Origin of the sequence: Haemophilus haemolyticus M19501 (assembly GCF_000222025.1) — a bacterium.
In the GTDB taxonomy this organism is placed as follows: Bacteria; Pseudomonadota; Gammaproteobacteria; order Enterobacterales; family Pasteurellaceae; genus Haemophilus; species Haemophilus haemolyticus_G.
This window is the reverse complement of record NZ_AFQO01000007.1, coordinates 235,371-254,188: the sequence shown is the minus strand read 5'-3', so window position 1 is coordinate 254,188 and position 18,818 is coordinate 235,371. Positions and strand designations below refer to the sequence as shown.

Annotated in this window: 18 protein-coding genes; 3 read left to right on the top strand and 15 right to left on the bottom strand. The window is 37.6% G+C overall.

The genetic code is table 11. The features are described 5' to 3' along the window. Positions 1-2 precede the first annotated feature (2 nt). The 15 genes from GG9_RS04540 to galT all read right to left on the bottom strand — a co-directional run bounded on the left by GG9_RS04540 (position 3) and on the right by galT (position 14,833). On the bottom strand, positions 3-719 hold the full coding sequence (locus GG9_RS04540) for an amino acid ABC transporter permease (RefSeq protein WP_005631362.1): 717 nt from the start codon (positions 717-719) through the stop codon (positions 3-5). Beyond that, on the bottom strand, positions 703-1,476 hold the full coding sequence (locus GG9_RS04545) for an amino acid ABC transporter substrate-binding protein (protein ID WP_005631360.1): 774 nt from the start codon (positions 1,474-1,476) through the stop codon (positions 703-705). Before GG9_RS04545 ends, GG9_RS04540 begins: the two co-directional genes overlap by 17 nt. Before the next feature lie 299 nt (positions 1,477-1,775). Next, on the bottom strand, positions 1,776-3,050 hold the full coding sequence (murA, locus tag GG9_RS04550; RefSeq protein WP_005631358.1) for a UDP-N-acetylglucosamine 1-carboxyvinyltransferase: 1,275 nt from the start codon (positions 3,048-3,050) through the stop codon (positions 1,776-1,778). A 10-nt stretch (positions 3,051-3,060) separates the two neighbouring features. Next, positions 3,061-3,318, bottom strand: coding sequence for a BolA family protein (locus tag GG9_RS04555; protein ID WP_005631356.1), 258 nt, complete (start codon positions 3,316-3,318; stop codon positions 3,061-3,063). Between the two features lie 11 nt (positions 3,319-3,329). Then, positions 3,330-3,656, bottom strand: coding sequence for an STAS domain-containing protein (locus GG9_RS04560; RefSeq protein WP_005631354.1), 327 nt, complete (start codon positions 3,654-3,656; stop codon positions 3,330-3,332). Between the two features lie 10 nt (positions 3,657-3,666). Continuing rightward, positions 3,667-4,311: a phospholipid-binding protein MlaC gene (gene mlaC / locus GG9_RS04565; protein ID WP_192805825.1), complete on the bottom strand. Its 645-nt coding sequence runs from the start codon at positions 4,309-4,311 to the stop codon at positions 3,667-3,669. 28 nt (positions 4,312-4,339) lie between these two features. Then, positions 4,340-4,846, bottom strand: a complete 507-nt coding sequence (gene mlaD, locus GG9_RS04570; protein WP_005628338.1) for an outer membrane lipid asymmetry maintenance protein MlaD — start codon at positions 4,844-4,846, stop codon at positions 4,340-4,342. Between the two features lie 10 nt (positions 4,847-4,856). After that, complete coding sequence (gene mlaE, locus GG9_RS04575; RefSeq protein ID WP_005628334.1) at positions 4,857-5,642, bottom strand: lipid asymmetry maintenance ABC transporter permease subunit MlaE; 786 nt, start codon at positions 5,640-5,642, stop codon at positions 4,857-4,859. After that, complete coding sequence (gene mlaF / locus GG9_RS04580) at positions 5,639-6,433, bottom strand: phospholipid ABC transporter ATP-binding protein MlaF (protein ID WP_005631350.1); 795 nt, start codon at positions 6,431-6,433, stop codon at positions 5,639-5,641. Before mlaF ends, mlaE begins: the two co-directional genes overlap by 4 nt. A 39-nt stretch (positions 6,434-6,472) precedes the next feature. Beyond that, positions 6,473-8,011: an apolipoprotein N-acyltransferase gene (gene lnt / locus GG9_RS04585; protein WP_050541741.1), complete on the bottom strand. Its 1,539-nt coding sequence runs from the start codon at positions 8,009-8,011 to the stop codon at positions 6,473-6,475. A 122-nt stretch (positions 8,012-8,133) separates the two neighbouring features. Further along, the gene (gene corC / locus GG9_RS04590) at positions 8,134-9,033 is read right to left on the bottom strand and encodes a CNNM family magnesium/cobalt transport protein CorC (protein ID WP_005631346.1); all 900 of its coding nucleotides are present in this window, start codon (positions 9,031-9,033) and stop codon (positions 8,134-8,136) included. A 145-nt stretch (positions 9,034-9,178) separates the two neighbouring features. Further along, positions 9,179-11,395: a TonB-dependent receptor domain-containing protein gene (locus GG9_RS04595; RefSeq protein ID WP_005631344.1), complete on the bottom strand. Its 2,217-nt coding sequence runs from the start codon at positions 11,393-11,395 to the stop codon at positions 9,179-9,181. 119 nt (positions 11,396-11,514) lie between these two features. Next, positions 11,515-12,549, bottom strand: coding sequence for a galactose-1-epimerase (gene galM, locus GG9_RS04600; RefSeq protein WP_032825075.1), 1,035 nt, complete (start codon positions 12,547-12,549; stop codon positions 11,515-11,517). A gap of 9 nt (positions 12,550-12,558) precedes the next feature. Beyond that, on the bottom strand, positions 12,559-13,713 hold the full coding sequence (gene galK, locus GG9_RS04605) for a galactokinase (protein WP_005631340.1): 1,155 nt from the start codon (positions 13,711-13,713) through the stop codon (positions 12,559-12,561). Positions 13,714-13,783: 70 nt separating this feature from the next. Next, positions 13,784-14,833 carry a galactose-1-phosphate uridylyltransferase gene (gene galT / locus GG9_RS04610; RefSeq protein WP_005631339.1) on the bottom strand — a complete coding sequence of 350 codons (1,050 nt, stop codon included), beginning with the start codon at positions 14,831-14,833 and terminating at the stop codon, positions 13,784-13,786. A gap of 210 nt (positions 14,834-15,043) precedes the next feature. Between galT and GG9_RS04615 the strand changes: the two genes are divergently transcribed. The 3 genes from GG9_RS04615 (at position 15,044) to mglA (ending at position 18,810) form a co-directional block, all read left to right on the top strand. Next, positions 15,044-16,042: a substrate-binding domain-containing protein gene (locus tag GG9_RS04615; protein ID WP_005631336.1), complete on the top strand. Its 999-nt coding sequence runs from the start codon at positions 15,044-15,046 to the stop codon at positions 16,040-16,042. Positions 16,043-16,228: 186 nt separating this feature from the next. After that, positions 16,229-17,224 carry a galactose/glucose ABC transporter substrate-binding protein MglB gene (gene mglB, locus GG9_RS04620; protein ID WP_005628316.1) on the top strand — a complete coding sequence of 332 codons (996 nt, stop codon included), beginning with the start codon at positions 16,229-16,231 and terminating at the stop codon, positions 17,222-17,224. A gap of 65 nt (positions 17,225-17,289) precedes the next feature. Next, entirely contained in the window at positions 17,290-18,810 is a 1,521-nt protein-coding gene (gene mglA, locus GG9_RS04625; RefSeq protein WP_005631334.1) for a galactose/methyl galactoside ABC transporter ATP-binding protein MglA, read from the top strand. Positions 18,811-18,818: the final 8 nt, after the last annotated feature.

Genomic DNA, 18,818 nt, shown 5'->3' with positions numbered 1-18,818 from the left:
CCTTACAAGTGACAAGAAAGGCGTTTTTCTAAACGCATTTGACCAATAGATAACACAAGGCAGAAAACCCAATAAATCAATGCTGCCTCACTATAAATCAAAATAAACTCATAATTTTCCGCTGTAATATTTTGTGCGACACGAAACAGTTCTGCAATCCATACTAAAGAAGCCAAAGAAGTATCTTTCACCGTACTAATAAAAGTGTTAGAAAGCGATGGCACGGAAATGCGTAATGCCTGTGGCATAATCGTGCGAATAAATGCCTGTTGATAATTCATTCCGATGGCATAAGAAGCCTCCCACTGCCCTTTTGGAATCGCAATAATTGATGCGCGCACAGTTTCTGCAGCATAAGCACCGATATTGACTGAGAAGGCAATAATTGCAGTTGGGAAAGGCTCGAGTTTAATGCCGACTTCAGGCAATCCATAGAAAATAATAAAAATCTGCACAAGCATTGGCGTACCACGAATAATAGAAATATAAGCGCGACAAATACTTTGCAAAAGTTTAGTCATAAAATTTGGATGAGGAAGCGTACAAATTACGGCAACAATTACCGCAATAAATAAACCACAAAAAAAGGAAATAATGGCTAAGGGAATCGTATATAAAATTGCACCTTCCAACATAGGCCAAAACGAGCTGATTACATAATCAGCTCGTTCTGCACTCATAAATGGAAGACTCGCTAACAAATTATTGAGTAATGTCATCACCAAACCATTTAATTGAAAGTTGTTTTAATGTACCGTCTTGGCGTAATTCTTCTAGTGCTTTATTCACTTTTGCAATGAGTTCTTCTTCACCTTTCAAAAATGCAAAACCTGTTGGAATTTTCTTATCGCTCTCAACAGCAATTTTTAAACCTGCATTTGGTTGTTTTTTGAAATAATCAAGCACCGCTAATTTATCATTCACTGTTGCATCAACGCGTTCTTGTTTGACTGCTTCAAGATTTTGCGCAAGGCTATCCACGGTCACAATAATCGCACCATTATCACGAGCGTCTTTGCTCCAATTACTCGTTGCTGATTGAGCTGATTTTTTGCCTTTTAAATCAGAGAAAGTCTTAATGCTGTTATTATTTTCTTTCGTCACAATAACACCAGCAGAATAATTATAGGGCGCAGAATAATCATATTTTTTTAAGCGCTCTGGACTTGGATTCGTTTGGTTTGCAATAACATCAAATCGTTTCGCATTCAAACCTGCATACATTCCATCCCAAGCGGTTTCTTTAAATTCAATTTTCAAACCTAATTTTTCTGCCACTTTCTCAATGATTTCTACATCAAAACCGGTCAACTTGCCGTCTTTACCATGAAAAGTAAATGGAGCATAAGTACCCTCAGTTCCCACTAATAAAGTTTTAGTTTTTTCAACGCGGTCAGCAATTTCACCAGCGTGAGAAAATGTTGAGAAAGCAATACCAGCACTTAAAAGTGCGGTTGTAAAAAGTAATTTTTTCATTTTTTCTTCCTTGTGTTGTGTTTGTCTAAGCGTGATTATAAAAACCAAACTTATGAAAAAACAAGATTATTTATTTATAGTTTATAAATTTTAGTTATAAAAAATTAATCTGACTGATTACTATCAAAATAAGAAAATAATCTACCGCACTTTCTTGTAGAAAAACACATTTCTAAACAATGTAATCAATCTACTCTTATAACATTTCGGTAAAAAAATACCTTTCTAAAGAAAGGCATTAATAGAAATTTAAGATTATAAATAAACTTGTAATGTCTAATAGAAAATGGCGTACCTAATTACGCTTCATCACTTCCAGAAAAACGTTCAATTTTTACACCTAGGCCACGTAATTTATCTTCGATATGTTCATAACCACGATCAATATGATAAATACGATCTACAATCGTTTCACCTGTTGCGATACAACCTGCAAGAACCAAACTGATTGATGCGCGTAAATCTGTCGCCACCACTTCTGCACCAGACAACTGTTCAACACCATGACATACCGCAGTATTCCCTTCAATTTCAGCTTTCCCACCCATGCGAATTAATTCAGGAATATGCATAAAACGATTTTCAAAAATCGTTTCGGTAATAATACTCGTGCCCTCTGCCACCATATTTAATAAGGTGAATTGAGCCTGCATATCAGTAGGGAAACCTGGATGTGGCGCAGTACGAATATTCACTGCTTTAGGGCGATTTCCAAGCATGTCTAAAGTGATACTATTCTCAGTAACATCAACTTGAGCGCCAGCTTCACGAAGTTTATCGATCACTGCATCTAAAGTATCAGCTTTAGTATTTTGACAAACAACACGACCGCCTGAAATTGCTGCGGCAATTAAGAATGTACCTGTTTCAATACGATCTGGCACGACACTATGCTCACAACCAGTTAAACGTTCAACACCTTCAATCGTAATGTGATCAGAACCTGCACCAGATATTTTCGCACCCATTTTATTGAGGAAGTCAGCGGTATCTACAATTTCAGGCTCACGAGCCGCGTTTTCAATCACGGTGGTGCCTTTCGCAAGCGTTGCTGCCATCATAATAGATAAAGTTGCACCTACGCTCACTTTTTCCATTACAATGCGAGTTCCCACAAGACGATCTAATACTTGTGCTTTTACATATCCTTCTTCAAGAACGATGTTTGCGCCTAATTTTTCTAAACCGCTAATATGGAGATCAACTGGACGAGCACCAATAGAGCAACCACCAGGCAAAGATACTTGGCCTTGATGAAAACGAGCAACCAAAGGCGCCAATGCCCAAATTGAAGCACGCATGGTTTTAACCAATTCATAAGGGGCAGTGAAATGATCAATATTCGATGCATCTAATAAAACTGCGCCAGTTTCATCACGTTCTACAACTACACCTAATTGACGTAAAATTTTTAGAGTGGTTTCAATATCTTTAAGAATAGGAACATTTGTCAATTTAACTGGTTCTGTAGCCAAAATAGCCGCAAAAAGAATTGGAAGTGCGGCATTTTTTGCACCTGAAATATTTACGGTTCCACTTAAACGAGATTGCCCATAAACACGGAATTTTTCCATTTTTGAATCCTTAATTAAGTTGGTTTAATGCACGATCACGTTTCCACTTTTCAGTGGTATAAGTTTTAATTGTTAACGCGTGAATTTCGCCAGTAGTAAAATAAGCCATTAACGGAGCATAAATTGTTTGTTGTTGTTTTACGCGAGAAAGTGCGGCAATTTCATCACTCACTACAATCACGCCAAAATGCGCATTTTCACCTTGAGCATAAACCTCTTCTACGTTTAGCGCATCTTTTAAAATTCGTTCAATTTCTTGAAGTTCCATCAGATTTCCGTTTAATTAAGATCTGTAAAATTTGCGATCCAATCAGACAAACCAACAAGATCTGCAAGGGTTAATAATTGTTTTGGCGGATAAACTAATCGCACTGTTTTGTTAAGCTTTTGGCACTCCCGTAAAAAATCACAAAGAGCTGCAAAACCGGCTGAATCAATATGTTGAATACCAGACAAATCCCATTCAATAACCGTTTTTTCAAGCGCGTTAGCTGATAAAAAAATATCACGTTGCTGCCACATAGGCAACAACGTGTTGCGAGATAGCTCCCCTGACAAAAGGAGCGCTATCTTATCATCATTTTTCTTTAAATCCCAATTTAACATGGCAACAAGATTATTTGCTTAATGTTACAGGTTGAGCGGCTGATTTTTGTACTTGTGCAGTTAATGCATCAATGCCATGCTGACGCAAGATACCACTCCATTCTTGTTGTTTTGTTACAACCATGCTCACGCCCTCAGCAACCATGTCATAAGCTTGCCATTCGCCAGTTTTACTATTTTTACGCCATTTAAAATCTAATTTAATTGGCGTCGCTCCGTTAACTTGAATGATATTCACACGAATATTTACTAAGTTTTTATCGCCTAATGCTTTTTCTGGCTCAATTTGAATTTGTTGATTTGAATATGCCGTTAATACTTGTGCATAAGCTTGTTCAATAAAATCACCAAAAGCTTTAAAGAATTTTTCACGTTGTTCAGGTGTAGTCGATTTAAAATGAGAACCTAACACCAAAGAACCTGCATAATTGACTTGAACATAAGGCAGTAAATCATTACGAACGATAGTACGTAGATAATTTGGATTCTTTTTAATTTGACTTTGATTTGCCTGAATATCAGAAAACAATTTATCTGACGCTTGTTGCATCAATACATAAGGGCTTGTTTCAGCCATAGCTGTACCAGCAGTAAAAAGTGCGGTAAATACTAAGGTTAAAATTGCAAACCATTTTTTCACTTGGAAAAATTTCATCATAAATCTCCTAAATAAATGTTAGTTGTTATTGTACTGTAGGCTCAGTCTTTTCACTGTTACCATCAGATTTTTTATCGCCGTAAAGGAATTGGCCGATTAAATCCTCCAACACCATAGCAGATTTTGTATCTTGAATTTGGCTACCCTCTTTAAGCATAGCCGATTCACCATCATCAAATCCCATTGTCAATGCAATATATTGCTCACCTAATAAGCCCGATGTCTTAATTGATAAAGAACTGTTTTCTGGGATTTCATTATATTCCTGATTAATTGCAATACTGACTTTTGGTAAATAACTTTTTTCATCAAGCGTAATACTGCTCACACGCCCAATAACCACTCCGCCAACTTTTAATGGTGCACGCACTTTTAGTCCACCAATATTATCAAAAGTTGCAGTCACAGTATAAGATTTCGTCTCACCAAAACCTTGTACGTTGGCTACGCGTAAACCTAAAAAAACTAAGGCGCCAATACCAAGTAATAAAAATAACCCGACCCAAAATTCATATTTAATTGTTTGTCTCATAAAAAAATCCTTAACCTGCTCCAAACATAATAGCAGTCAAAATAAAATCTAATCCTAGAACAACAAGCGATGCATGCACAACTGTTCGTGTTGTAGCTTGGCTAATGCCTTCTGATGTTGGCATACAATCATAACCATTAAAAAGCGCAATCCAAGTTACGGCAACCGCAAAGAAAACCGCTTTAATAAAGCCATTTAAAATATCATAGCTCCAACTCACGGAATTTTGCATCACAGACCAAAAACTGCCTGAATCAACACCTTTCCAATCTACACCGACTAAGGAACCGCCCCAAATACCAATCGCAATAAACAAGATTGACAAAATTGGCATGGAAATAACTCCTGCCCAAAAACGAGGTGCAATCACTCGACGTAAAGGATCAACAGCCATCATTTCAAGACTAGAAAGTTGTTCAGTGGCTTTCATTAAGCCTATTTCAGCCGTCAATGCAGAACCCGCCCGACCAGCAAATAAAAGTGCGGTAACAACAGGCCCTAATTCTCGCAAAAGAGAAAGTGCCACCAACTGACCTAAACTTGTTTCAGCAGAAAAATCAACTAATACGACATAACCTTGTAGTCCTAATACCATTCCAATAAATAAACCGGACAACAAAATAATCAGTAACGATTGGACACCTAAAACATGCATTTGCTTCACAAGCAAAGGAAAATGCTTGCGAATTTGTGGCTTACCGATCAATGCGCCAAATAACATAAAGCCTGCTCGCCCTAATGCACGGAAAAAATCAATCACCTGTTTTCCCAAAGCAGAAATAAAATTGACGATCATTCAAACAATTCCTTCACATAATCTTGCGCTGGGTACTTAAAGCGCACAGGACCATCAGATTCACCTTTTAAGAATTGCACCACGCGCGGATCTTGGCTTTGTAAAAGCTGCTCAGATGTTCCTTCTGCGATGACTTTTTGGTCTGCAATAATATAGGCATAATCTGCAATACTCAATACTTCCTCCACATCGTGAGATACCACGATAGAAGTCAAATTTAACGCTTCATTTAATCGTTTTATCAGGCTCAAAATTACGCCCATACTGATCGGATCTTGCCCAGTAAATGGCTCATCAAACATAATTAAATCAGGATCAAGCGCAATAGCGCGTGCTAATGCAGCTCGACGAGCCATACCACCAGAAAGTTCTGAAGGCATCAATGCGGCAGCGCCTCGCAACCCAACCGCCTCCAATTTCATCAATACGATTTGACGAATTAAACTTTCAGGCAAATGCGTATGTTCACGAATTGGAAAGGCAACATTATCAAAAGTAGAAATATCCGTAAAAAGCGCACCTGATTGGAATAACATCCCCATCCGCTTGCGTACTTCGTACAGTTCACGATTAGATAGACGACAAATATCTTGTCCATCAAACAAAATTTCACCTTGCTCTGGTATTAGTTGCCCACCGATCAATTTAAGTAAGGTGGTTTTACCAATCCCAGACGGCCCCATGATCGCTGTGATTTTTCCCTTTTTTACTTGCAAATTCAGGTTATCGTAAATCACGCGATCACCACGTTTAAAGGTGAGATTCTTAACTTCAATTAGATTTTGATTCATTAAAATCTCGTTTATAAATAAAAAGTGCGGTCGTTTTGACTAGCGTTTTTGTGAAAGGTTCATCTTACGACGAACAAACGCCATCATGCCGTGTAATCCTAAAAACAACAATGATAAAGCATATAAAGGCATATTTCCCAACGCAGAATAAGGGGTTTTACCTTCCGCTGGTGCAATTTTATGCGTCAATGTTGTTTCAATAAACTGTGGTGCCTGTGCTAACACTTTACCTTGTGCATCAACAAAGACTGAAATCCCGGTATTCGTTGCACGAATAAGCGGTTTACCCAATTCTAAAGCGCGCATTCTTGCCATCTGTAAATGTTGCCAAGGTCCAATCGAATCACCAAACCAAGCATCATTAGAAATTGTGAGCAAATAATCTGTATCTTGTTTCAAATTTTGCCGCACTTGTTCTCCAAAAATAATCTCGTAGCAAATTGCTGGCGAAAAAGCGCGTTTTTTTGCCATTAAAGATGGCTGAATCGCATCCCCGCTTTGAAATGCAGACATCGGCAAATTAAACACTGAATTAAGTGGTCGCAGAATACTTTCTAGTGGAACATATTCACCAAACGGCACAAGATGATGCTTACTATAACGATTTGACGTATCTGGCTGATAAGGAAAGTCTGGGTTTCCTGCAGTCATAATAGAATTAAGCAATTTACCAGATTTCGTATCTTGGAATACGGTTCCAACCATTATCTCCGTTTTCGTTTCTTTAGCGGCACGATCTAACCCTTCAAAAAATGGGGTAATCGCATTTTCAAGAGTTGGCAATGCGGATTCAGGCAAAATAATTAAATCTGTTTTACCAAGATTTTCTGCGATTAATTTTTGATAAATCTCCAAAGTAGAATAGAAATAAGCTGGATCCCATTTGAGATTTTGTTCAATATTTCCTTGAGCAAGCGTGACTGAAATTGCCTTATCTTCAACAGCTTTTACAAAGTGAATTCTGGATGAATAAACACTTAATCCCCCCACGATGATCAATAACAAAACGTTCGCTAAAACTAATTTAAGATTTTTCGTTTTAAATAAAGATAAAACAAAATTAAACATCACCGCACTTGCCCAAACGGTAAAAAACGTTAATCCTGTTACCCCAAAAATTGGGGCGATGCCATAAAATGGGCTGTCAATTTGTGTATAACCAAATTGGAGCCAAGGAAAACCGGTAAAAACCCAACCTCGTAAAAATTCTGTCAATGTCCAAATCACGGCAAAAATTACCGCACTTTGAACTTGGAAACGCTGAACCAAATAGGTAAAGAGCATCGGGTATAGTGCAAGATAAGCCGCAAGTAAACCGACAAGGAAATAACTCACACCTAAAGATGCGCCACCAAATTGGTGAATACTGACATTAAGCCAACTCACTCCAAAGCAGAAAAATCCCATCGACCACAAAAACGTCGCTAAAAGTGCGGTGGATTTTTTAGAATTTTTAGCGACATACAGTAAACCGAGTAAAGAAACATAGGCTAAAGGCCAATAATCAAATGGCGAAAAGGCAAAAACACCGACGAAACCAGATATAAGCGCAATAAGATAAGTAAAATATTTATTCATAAATTCAATTATATTTTGCACGCCCTTACGAGCGTCTTTTGTATTAGAATTTGAAATCCCATTTCAAGTAAATAAAAAGCACGCGTTAGAAAACGCGCGCCATCATTGAGGATGATAAAATACTATTCGGCTTTTTCTTCCACATCATCCATTTCTGCCAAATGTTCATCTGGCACAGTGACTCGAAGTTGAATCAATCGGCGACTATCTGCCGAGGTGACTTTAAATTGAAGATTTTTCAACGTAATTTCTTCACCACGTTTTGGTAAATAACCAAAAGTTTGCATAATCAGCCCACCAATGGTATCGGCTTCTTCATCATCAAAATCCGTATTAAATTGTGCATTGAAATCATCAATATCTGTGAGCGCACGTACAGCATAAGTATGACGAGAAAGCTGACGAATATCCGCGACTTCTTCTTCATCAAATTCATCTTCGATATCGCCAACAATTTGTTCCAAAATATCTTCAATAGTAACAAGACCTGATACCGCACCAAATTCATCCACCACAATAGCCATATGAAAACGCTCTGAGCGGAAATCTTTCAACATACGATCCACTCTTTTGCTTTCTGGCACAATCACGACGGGGCGCAATAATGAAGATAAATCAAAGACTTCCGCATCTTCACGTAAAAATTTTAATAAATCTTTTGCGTGCAAAATACCCACGATATTATCGCGATCATCGGCATCGGCAATCACAGGAAAACGAGAATGAGCGGATTCAATAATTGTGTTTAAACAAGTATTTAAATCTTGTTGATCTTCAATAAAAATAATTTGTGAACGAGGAATCATAATATCGCGAACACGAAGCTCCGCGATTTCCATCACGCCTTCAATCATTTCACGCGTATTTTGATCAATTAAATCATTTTGTTCTGAATCGCGAATCACTTCCACAAGTTCTTCACGATTTTTTAATTCGCCTTGAAAAAAGCGACCAAATAAAGATTGGAAAAAAGGTTTTTTCGTATTTTCAGATTGGTTTGAATTTTGCTGTTCGTCGTTCATATTGGTTTGTAGTTGATGTCTTATTGACGGCGAAAAAGTATCATATTTTGGAAAAAAGCGCAAAAAGCGAAAAGGGGAAAATCAATAAAAATAACCGCACATTAGGTTTGGCCCTAAAGTGCGGTTAATTTCATCTAGATTTTAGTTAGAACTCATAACGTACGCCAATATTAAAATTACGTCCTGGTGCGCTATAATGATCCGCATTAGCTGATGTAATCGCCATTGGAATACTTGATGCTGGTTGCCCTTGCTGTTGTTTATTTCCCATTGCCTTTGTTAACAAGGAAAGATAAGAAATATCATTCCAATTCCAATATTTTTTATCAAACAGATTATTCACATTAGCTGTAAACATTAAGTTTTTGGTTGGTTTCCAATAAGCGCCCAAATCGAATAAAGAATATCCACCTGTTGGGTTGTACTGGTAAGCTAATGATTGTTCAATATCTTTGTCTGATTTACCTCGACTGTATGTCCATTGGATATTAGCACCAAAAGATTCTCCTTCATAACCAAAACCTAATTTTGTTTTCATTGGCTGAATGCTATTTATTGGTGTTTTTATACCATTATTTTCAGCTTTACCACGTGAATATGAAATACCTGCAATAGTGTAAAAATCATCATAAAAATTCCATTTCATATCGGCTGTGACACCATATACCTTAGCTTTATCAAGATTATCATATTGAATAAAGCTAGTGTAACCATTCGTCGGTTTGGTAATCCAATCAATAAAATTATGATAGCGGTTGTAATAACCAGTCACTAAATAATTAATCTCTGATGTTTTACCTTTTACACCAACCTCAAAATTATCTGCAGTTTCTGATTTCAAATTTGGATTCCCTACCACTGCGACATTTATATTGCCATAACTGTTAAAGAGATACGAGCTTAACTGTTGTATTGATGGTGTTCTAACACCACGAGAATATTGCAAATAAGGAATAAAGTTATCAGATAAACGGTATTCCAAGCTAATTTTTGGAGTAAATTGGGTTTCAGATTGCTTACGAGCCTGTAATTCAGCAACTCGATTATTATTAGATATTGGTTTTACTCGATAATGTACAAACCCCAATTGTGGTGTAATAGCAAAGTTACCAAACGCCATTTCATTTTCTAAATAACTAGTAAACTTATCCTGTTGCATCTCTGCCATTGGATACATATTGGTGATTTGATGATAAGCTGGTCTGACAAGATGAATATCATCACTCGCTTTATTATGCACATAAGATAAACCATAGCGTAACACTTGAGGAATATTTCCATCAATTACAGAAATTAAATTACTTACAAGGCCATAGCTTTTATCACTAAATTTAGTATTTTCTTGGCGATAGCTTTGTGTACCTAAACGATAACGATAGTTTTCAGTTTTGGCATTTTGATAAAAAATTTGTGTTTTTGCATATTGCAACCAGCCTTTTTCACTATTGTATTCGTGACTTAACGAAAAACGATCTCTAGTTACTTTATCCTGCGTATAGCCCGTTATCTGCGTTCCTGTACGCATATCAATGTTAGAATTATTGAAAGAAAGTAAATCTTTATTAATATTCTTATGTTGATGTTCAAAAATAAATCCTAACTTATTCTTATCATCTAGTTGATAATAGTGCTTAGTTAATAGATAAGTATTTTTAGTATCCGTTGGATTTGGAGTTGTACGTGTTTCCCCAACACTATTATTTTTACCTTGGTTTTTAATTTCATTCCCTTTTCGTTGGGTTAGCATTACCATGCCTTCATAATCTCCAGCTTTGACTGCGCCTCCAGCACTACCATAAACTGAACGATCAACACTGTTATAACCAGTTCCTACAACGCCACCGAAATGACGACCTTTTAATAAATATGAAGGTTCTATCGTTGTAAAATTAACACTACCAGAAAGGCTATTAGCTGAACCAGCATAACGAACATCAGCACTACGTAAAGCACTTACATCAATGTAATCAGTACGACCAAATTCCGAACCATAAGAAATAAAATGTTTCGCTTCTTGCGCTTCTGGTAAAGGAATATCATCTATTGTTGTAGTGACTCGGTTAGCTTGTAAGCCTCGAATATTTACACCTTCTCCGCCGGAGCGTGCACCTTGCAATTGGCTGACATTAACATCCATTTTTCCTGCAAAAACATCTTTTACATCACGTGACTGTTTTAAGAAAATTTGTTGATGGCTTACCGATGTATTCACCAATGCATCGCTAATATTTGAATCACTCACAACAATTTCATTCAACTTTTCTTGCGGTGAGTTATGAGAAAGTGTAGGCTGTTCTTGAGCAAACACTATCGGAGATGTGCAAAAAAACGCTACTAATGTAGCAAGCTTTGTTTTTTTCATAAATAAACCTCAGATATAATTGATAAACATTATCAATTATATCTGAGTGTATTATTTTTTCAAAATTTCTTCATGCTTAAGTGATTGACATAACCTTATTGCTAACAAACCGAACACAGTTAACCAGAGATCAATAAGAACTTAAACTCCGTCCATTGATAATATCGCACGCCTGCTTTTTGAATGCCACCGTAATTTTGCCATTCAGGATGATTTGGGGTATCGGGCAAACATTGGGTTTCCAGTGCTACGCCAGAAAAATCTGCATATAATTCGCCATTTCTCGTTGGTGTACCTGCAAGATAATTCCCCGTATAAACCTGCAATGCGGCTTGCGAGGTTCTTACCTCTAAACTTAAATCACCAGTTGGAGAAGTCAGTAACACGCAAGGCTTTTGCCAAGCTTTATTTACAATAAAGGAATGATCGTAACCTTTTGTTGCTTGCTGATCCCCTTGTAAAAAATCTTGTTTGATGGGTTTAGCAATACGGAAGTCAAAACTCGTATTCACTACGTGCTTTAATGGAGAATTAGGGATCCCCTCATTATCTACAGGCAGATAAAAATCAGCATTTAAACGTAATGTATGTTCACGCACGTCACTGCCTTGCTCTGCATTTTCTAAATTGAAATAGGCATGATTCGTTAGGTTCAATGCAGTATCCGTATCACACATCCCTGCATATTCAATTTTTACACTATTATCATCTGTTAGCGTATAGGTTACAGACACATCCACATTACCAGGAAAACCTTGCTCACCATCCTCTGAATGTAATGAAAAGCACACAAAATTCTCACCGCACTCTTGAATTTTCCAACGGCGTTTATCAAAGCCCTCTCCACCATGAAGTTGATGTTTACCTTGATTACTTTTCAATTGAATGAGTTCGCCATTCAATTCAAATTGAGCATTTGCAATACGATTTGCATAACGCCCTACGCTTGCACCTAAATAGCTTTGATGAGTGGGATAATCCTCCACCTTACAACCCAATAAAACCTCACGTAAAGTGCCATTTACTGGCACTTTACAGGAAAGCCAAGTTGCGCCCCAATCCATAAATTGAACACGCATCCCATTTTCATTTTGCAGGGTTATCAGCTGATAAGGTGCGCCATCAGGCGCATTAAAAGTGGTTTGTTCTAACATCATTTTATCTTAAATCACTCGAACACCTTGTGATGCAGTGCACACATAAAAAGTTTCTTTTAAACCAGTCGTTCTCTCGTAATTATCCGCAATAATTTTACGAACTGCATCGACTTTATCATGCGGCGCAAGTGCGACAATACAACCACCAAAACCGCCACCTGTCATACGTGCACCGCCACTTTTGCCAATAACAAGTTGAGCCAATTCAACTAAATAATCAATTTGTGGCACGGTGATTTCAAAATCATCACGCATTGAATCATGAGATTCCCCCATTAACTCACCTAAACGGGTCAAATCATTTTTCTTCAATGCTTCCACTGCATCGAGTACTCGTTGATTTTCTGTTACGACATGACGAGCACGTTTTGCTGCTAATGGTGAAAGTGCGGTCAATTCTGCTTCTCTTTTTCGGAATTGTTCAACTGAAACATCACGTAATGCTTTTACTCCAAAAAATTTTGCCGCATCTTCACATTGCTGACGGCGAGTATTGTATTCACCCGTCACCAAATCGTGCGGTACATTTGAATTCACAATAATAACGGCGACATCTTGTGGCACGGGTGTTGGAATGGTTTCAAGACTACGACAATCGATCATCAGTAAGTGATTTTCCTGCCCAAGTGCGGAAATTAACTGATCCATATTGCCACAATTTGCGCCAACAAATTGGTTTTCCGCTTTTTGCCCATTCAATGCAATATCCGTGTGAGAAAGCGGTAAATCGCCAAGTTGTTGGCAGAATTTACCCACCGCAACTTCTAACGCTGCAGATGAACTTAATCCAGAAGAAAGCGGCACATTTCCAGAAATCACTAAATTTGCACCTTGTTGAAAATGCGGGTAACGTTCCTGGATAAATTTTACAACCCCACGCACGTAATTAGCCCATTTGTGTTCACTCTTAGGAATTTCAACATTGAGAGAAAACTCATCAGTTTCATCAAGATCCGCTGCATAAACATTCCAAATATGATCATCTCGTTTTGTACCAGAAACGGCCGTACCAAAATTAATCGCACAAGGCATAACAAAGCCGTCGTTGTAGTCGGTATGTTCACCGATGATATTTACTCGGCCAGGCGCATAGACGGTAATTTCTGGACAATTTTTATGCTGTTTATTGAAAATTTGTTGAGCATTTTGGATTGGAGTCATATTTCTATCCTTTATATTAAATCTGTACTCGATCTTCTCCACTCTTTGCTAAAGAGGGGGACTGGCTATATTATTTAGTTCTTTCTTTATAATGAACTTCACTCAAAGCACGTAATCGCTCTGCTGCCTGTTCCGCCGTTAAATCGCGTTGACTTTCGCCTAACATTTCATATCCCACCATAAATTTACGCACAGTTGCTGAGCGTAAAAGAGGAGGATAAAAATGAGCATGTAACTGCCAATGTTCGTTATCCTCGCCATTAAATGGTGCGGCATGAAATCCCATTGAATATGGGAAAGAGGTCTCAAATAGATTGTCGTATTTGGTCGTCAATTTTTTCAAAATAACCGCAAGATCTTTTGATTGTTCGTCACTTAATTCAGTTAAACGTTTTACATGAGTTTTTGGTAAAAGCAATGTTTCAAATGGCCAAACAGCCCAATAAGGCACTAAAGCTACCCAATGTTCAGTTTCAACGACAATACGTTCTTTTAACTCCAGTTCTCGTTTCACATAATCAACTAGCATTACTGAACCATGTTTTAATAAATAATCACGTTGTGTGCGATCTTCACGAGCAACTTCATTTGGCAAGAAACTATTCGCCCAAATTTGACCATGTGGATGTGGGTTAGAACACCCCATTGCTGCTCCTTTGTTTTCAAAAATTTGCACCCATTGGTATTTCGTACCAAGTTCACGAAGTTGCTCTTGCCATACTTTAATCACTTCTTCAATCTCAAGTGCGGTTAATAATGGCAATGTTTTACTATGATCTGGAGAGAAACAAATGACCCGACTTTCCCCACGAGCTTGAGAACTTTGGAAAAGTGGATCGGAGGATTTTTCAGGGGCTGGCGTATCTTCTAAAAGCGCAGAAAAATCATTTTTAAACACATAAGGTTTACGATAATCTGGATTTAATTCACCTGTAATACGCTTATTACTCGGGCAAAGATAACAAGTTGGATCATAACTTGGTTTTTGTTCTTCATTCACTTTTTCTTGTTGCCCTTGCCATGGACGTTTAGCACGATGTGGTGATACCAAAACCCATTGATCAATTAACGGATTATAGCGACGATGTGGATGCTCGGTTGGTTCAAAAATATCACTCATGATTGGCTCCCTTTCTAAATTGTAAACGGTTACACAAAATACTGCGCATAAGATAGCAAATTCAAAAAAATAAACCGTGATCAGTATCACATAATGGGAAAATCTCTAAAAGTTTTTTGTGATCTCGGTTACAAATCAGAAAGTAACCGCTTTCAATTTTATTTAGAAAGAACATAATGAGAAACGTGATTTTATTATGGAGAGCATTATATGAGCACCATTCATGATGTAGCCGAATTAGCCCATGTATCTATTGCTACTGTTTCTCGTGTTGTAAATCAGCATCCCTCAGTGAGTGAAGATACCCGCCTTGCCGTAAAACAAGCAATTGAGCAACTTAATTATCAGCCAGATGCAAATGCTAAAGCCCTTGCAATACAAAACACCGATACTATTGGTGTGGTTGTCACCGATGTAACAGACTCATTTTTTGCTATTTTAGTAAAAGCCGTAGATAAAGTTGCAGAAGCACATCGTAAAACAATCTTGATTGGCATTGGCTATCACCATGCAGAGAAGGAACGTGAAGCTATTGATACTTTACTTCGCAAGCGTTGTAGTTGTTTAGTTGTGCATTCCAAAGCGTTATCCGACGATGAACTTAGCCATTATTTGAAAACAGTACCAGGAATGGTCATTATCAACCGAGTGATTCAAGGCTATGAAAATCGTTGCGTAAGTTTAGATAATAAAAAGGGAACTTACTTAGCAACAGAAATGCTTATCCGCTGTGGCCATAAACATATTGCATATATTGGATCTAACCATGCTATTTTCGATGAAATTGAGCGCAGAGAGGGTTATCTTACTGCATTAAAAGATCACAATTATCCCATTATTGAGCATGCCATAACGCACAATTCACCAGACTTCGAAGGTGGTGAAAAAGCAATGATTGATTTGCTTAGTTATAACAAAGATCTTACTGCGGTCGTAGCTTATAACGATTCAATGGCTGCGGGAGCCATTTCAGTTCTCAATGAAAACAATATTAGTGTACCAAGCCAATTTTCAATCATTGGTTTTGACGATATGCCAATTGCTCGTTATTTAATTCCTAAATTGACGACCATTCGCTATCCTATTGATTTAATGGCAACTTATGCAGCCAACCTTGCATTAAGCCTTGTCGATAATGAGGTGAGAACGCCATCAACAATTCAATTTAACCCAACATTAGTACGTCGTTTTTCTGTGGAATCTATCTAAATTCGAAGGTGAACGCACTCATAAAATGTGATGTCGATCACAAATCCGAATTTTTAATGTAATCGTTTTCATTTATGTGAGTTTGATCACAGATTCCAAGCAGATTATTCGCTAATATGGCATCAATTGCAGAATGTAATGCAATATTTATCTCTAACATCAACATTCCAAAATAGGAGCGTTATTATGAAAAAAACAGCAGTATTAAGTGCGGTTGCTTTGGCTATCGGTTTAGGTGCAGCATCTTCTAGCTTCGCAGCAAGTAACAAAATCGGTGTAACCATTTACAAATACGATGACAACTTCATGTCTTTAATGCGTAAAGAAATTGATAAAGAAGCTAAAGCACTTGGTGGCATTAACTTATTAATGAATGACTCCCAAAATGCACAATCAATTCAAAATGACCAAGTTGATGTATTACTTTCCAAAGGTGTGAAAGCTCTTGCAATTAACTTAGTTGACCCTGCTGCAGCGCCAACCATTATTAGCAAAGCAAAACCAGATAACATTCCTGTTGTATTCTTTAATAAAGACCCAGGTGCAAAAGCTATCGGTTCTTATGAACACGCTTACTATGTAGGTACTGATCCAAAAGAATCTGGCTTAATTCAAGGGGATTTAATTGCAAAACAATGGAAAGCGAATCCAGCTCTAGACTTAAATAAAGATGGTAAAATCCAATTTGTATTATTAAAAGGTGAACCAGGTCACCCAGATGCTGAAGCTCGTACAAAATTCGTAGTTGAAGAACTTAATGCGAAAGGTATCCAAACTGAACAATTATTTATTGATACTGGTATGTGGGATGCTGCAATGGCGAAAGATAAAGTAGATGCCTGGTTGTCTAGCTCTAAAGCGAACGACATTGAAGTCATTATTTCTAACAACGATGGTATGGCATTAGGCGCATTAGAAGCAACCAAAGCACATGGTAAAAAACTACCAATCTTCGGTGTGGATGCATTACCAGAAGCATTACAACTCATCAAAAAAGGTGAACTTGCTGGTACTGTGTTAAACGATGGTGTGAACCAAGGTAAAGCGGTTGTTCAATTATCTAACAACTTAGCACAAGGCAAAGCAGCAACTGAAGGCACAAAATGGGAATTAAAAGATCGTGTTGTACGTATCCCTTATGTTGGTGTAGATAAAGACAACTTAGGTGACTTCTTAAAATAATTTCTCATCAATTTTTGTTGTAATCCAAGGGGAAGTTACCCTTCCCCTTTTTAACGAGGTTGGATATGACATCTCAAACTCAAAGTCAAGACAGCCAAGTGCTGCTCACAATGACCAATGTCTGCAAGTCCTTTCCAGGTGTAAAAGCCTTAGATAACGCAAACTTAACGGTTCGATCACATTCTGTTCATGCCTTAATGGGTGAGAACGGCGCGGGCAAATCTACATTACTAAAATGTTTATTCGGTATTTATGCCAAAGATGAAGGTGAAATCCTTTTCTTAGGTCAACCCGTCAACTTTAAAACATCTAAAGAAGCCCTTGAGAATGGTATTTCAATGGTGCACCAAGAACTAAACCTCGTGCGCCAAACTAGCGTAATGGATAACTTGTGGCTTGGACGCTATCCACTTAAAGGACCTTTTGTCGATCACGCAAAAATGTACCGTGATACTAAAGCGATTTTTGATGAATTGGATATTGATGTAGATCCGAAAGAAAAAGTCGCCAAACTTTCAGTTTCTCAAATGCAGATGATCGAAATTGCGAAGGCGTTCTCGTACAACGCGAAAATCGTAATCATGGATGAACCAACATCCTCGCTTTCTGAAAAAGAAGTTGAGCATCTGTTTAAAATTATCGACAAATTAAAACAACGCGGTTGCGGAATTATTTATATTTCTCACAAAATGGATGAAATCTTCAAAATCTGTGATGAAATTACTATTTTGCGCGACGGTAAATGGATCAACACGGTAAACGTGAAAGAATCCACAATGGAACAAATTGTCGGAATGATGGTAGGTCGTGAATTAACACAGCGTTTCCCTGAAAAAACAAACACACCAAAAGAAGTAATTTTACAGGTGGAAAATCTTACTGCTAAAAATCAACCATCCATTCAAGACGTATCTTTTGAATTACGCAAAGGTGAAATTCTCGGTATTGCAGGGCTTGTGGGGGCTAAACGTACCGATATCGTTGAAGCTATTTTTGGCGTACGTGAATTAACCGAAGGAACTATCAAGTTACACGGAAAAACCGTGAAAAATCATACCGCACTTGAAGCGATTAATAATGGTTTTGCATTGGTCACTGAAGAGCGTCGTTCAACAGGTATTTACTCTAATTTAAGCATTGAATTTAACTCATTGATTTCAAATATGAAATCTTATCTCACACCTTGGAAATTACTTAGCACGAAGAAAATGAAAAGTGATACCCAGTGGGTAATTGATTCAATGAATGTTAAAACGCCATCACATAGAACAACAATTGGTTCTCTTTCTGGCGGTAACCAACAAAAGGTCATTATTGGTCGTTGGCTTTTAACTCAACCTGAAATTCTGATGCTTGATGAGCCAACTCGTGGTATCGACATCGGAGCAAAATTTGAAATTTACCAACTCATTCAAGAGCTCGCTAAAAAAGATAAAGGCATTATTATGATTTCATCCGAAATGCCTGAATTACTAGGTGTAACTGACCGTATTTTAGTGATGAGTAACGGTAAATTGGCGGGTATTGTAGAAACTGCAAAAACTTCACAAGAAGAAATCTTACAACTCGCTGCGAAATATTTATAAAGATAAAA

Bases quoted from the DNA above. Each gene is read 5' to 3' on its own strand.
- GG9_RS04545 (WP_005631360.1), bottom strand. From the start codon at position 1,476: ATGAAAAAATTACTTTTTACAACCGCACTTTTAAGTGCTGGTATTGCT.
- murA (WP_005631358.1), bottom strand. From the start codon at position 3,050: ATGGAAAAATTCCGTGTTTATGGGCAATCTCGTTTAAGTGGAACCGTA.
- galT (WP_005631339.1), bottom strand. From the start codon at position 14,833: ATGAGTGATATTTTTGAACCAACCGAGCATCCACATCGTCGCTATAAT.
- corC (WP_005631346.1), bottom strand. From the start codon at position 9,033: ATGAACGACGAACAGCAAAATTCAAACCAATCTGAAAATACGAAAAAA.
- mlaF (WP_005631350.1), bottom strand. From the start codon at position 6,433: ATGAATCAAAATCTAATTGAAGTTAAGAATCTCACCTTTAAACGTGGT.
- galK (WP_005631340.1), bottom strand. From the start codon at position 13,713: ATGACTCCAATCCAAAATGCTCAACAAATTTTCAATAAACAGCATAAA.
- galM (WP_032825075.1), bottom strand. From the start codon at position 12,549: ATGTTAGAACAAACCACTTTTAATGCGCCTGATGGCGCACCTTATCAG.
- GG9_RS04615 (WP_005631336.1), top strand. From the start codon at position 15,044: ATGAGCACCATTCATGATGTAGCCGAATTAGCCCATGTATCTATTGCT.
- mglA (WP_005631334.1), top strand. From the start codon at position 17,290: ATGACATCTCAAACTCAAAGTCAAGACAGCCAAGTGCTGCTCACAATG.
- mglB (WP_005628316.1), top strand. From the start codon at position 16,229: ATGAAAAAAACAGCAGTATTAAGTGCGGTTGCTTTGGCTATCGGTTTA.
- GG9_RS04555 (WP_005631356.1), bottom strand. From the start codon at position 3,318: ATGGAACTTCAAGAAATTGAACGAATTTTAAAAGATGCGCTAAACGTA.
- mlaC (WP_192805825.1), bottom strand. From the start codon at position 4,311: ATGAAATTTTTCCAAGTGAAAAAATGGTTTGCAATTTTAACCTTAGTA.
- mlaE (WP_005628334.1), bottom strand. From the start codon at position 5,642: ATGATCGTCAATTTTATTTCTGCTTTGGGAAAACAGGTGATTGATTTT.
- mlaD (WP_005628338.1), bottom strand. From the start codon at position 4,846: ATGAGACAAACAATTAAATATGAATTTTGGGTCGGGTTATTTTTATTA.
- GG9_RS04595 (WP_005631344.1), bottom strand. From the start codon at position 11,395: ATGAAAAAAACAAAGCTTGCTACATTAGTAGCGTTTTTTTGCACATCT.
- GG9_RS04560 (WP_005631354.1), bottom strand. From the start codon at position 3,656: ATGTTAAATTGGGATTTAAAGAAAAATGATGATAAGATAGCGCTCCTT.
- lnt (WP_050541741.1), bottom strand. From the start codon at position 8,011: ATGAATAAATATTTTACTTATCTTATTGCGCTTATATCTGGTTTCGTC.
- GG9_RS04540 (WP_005631362.1), bottom strand. From the start codon at position 719: ATGACATTACTCAATAATTTGTTAGCGAGTCTTCCATTTATGAGTGCA.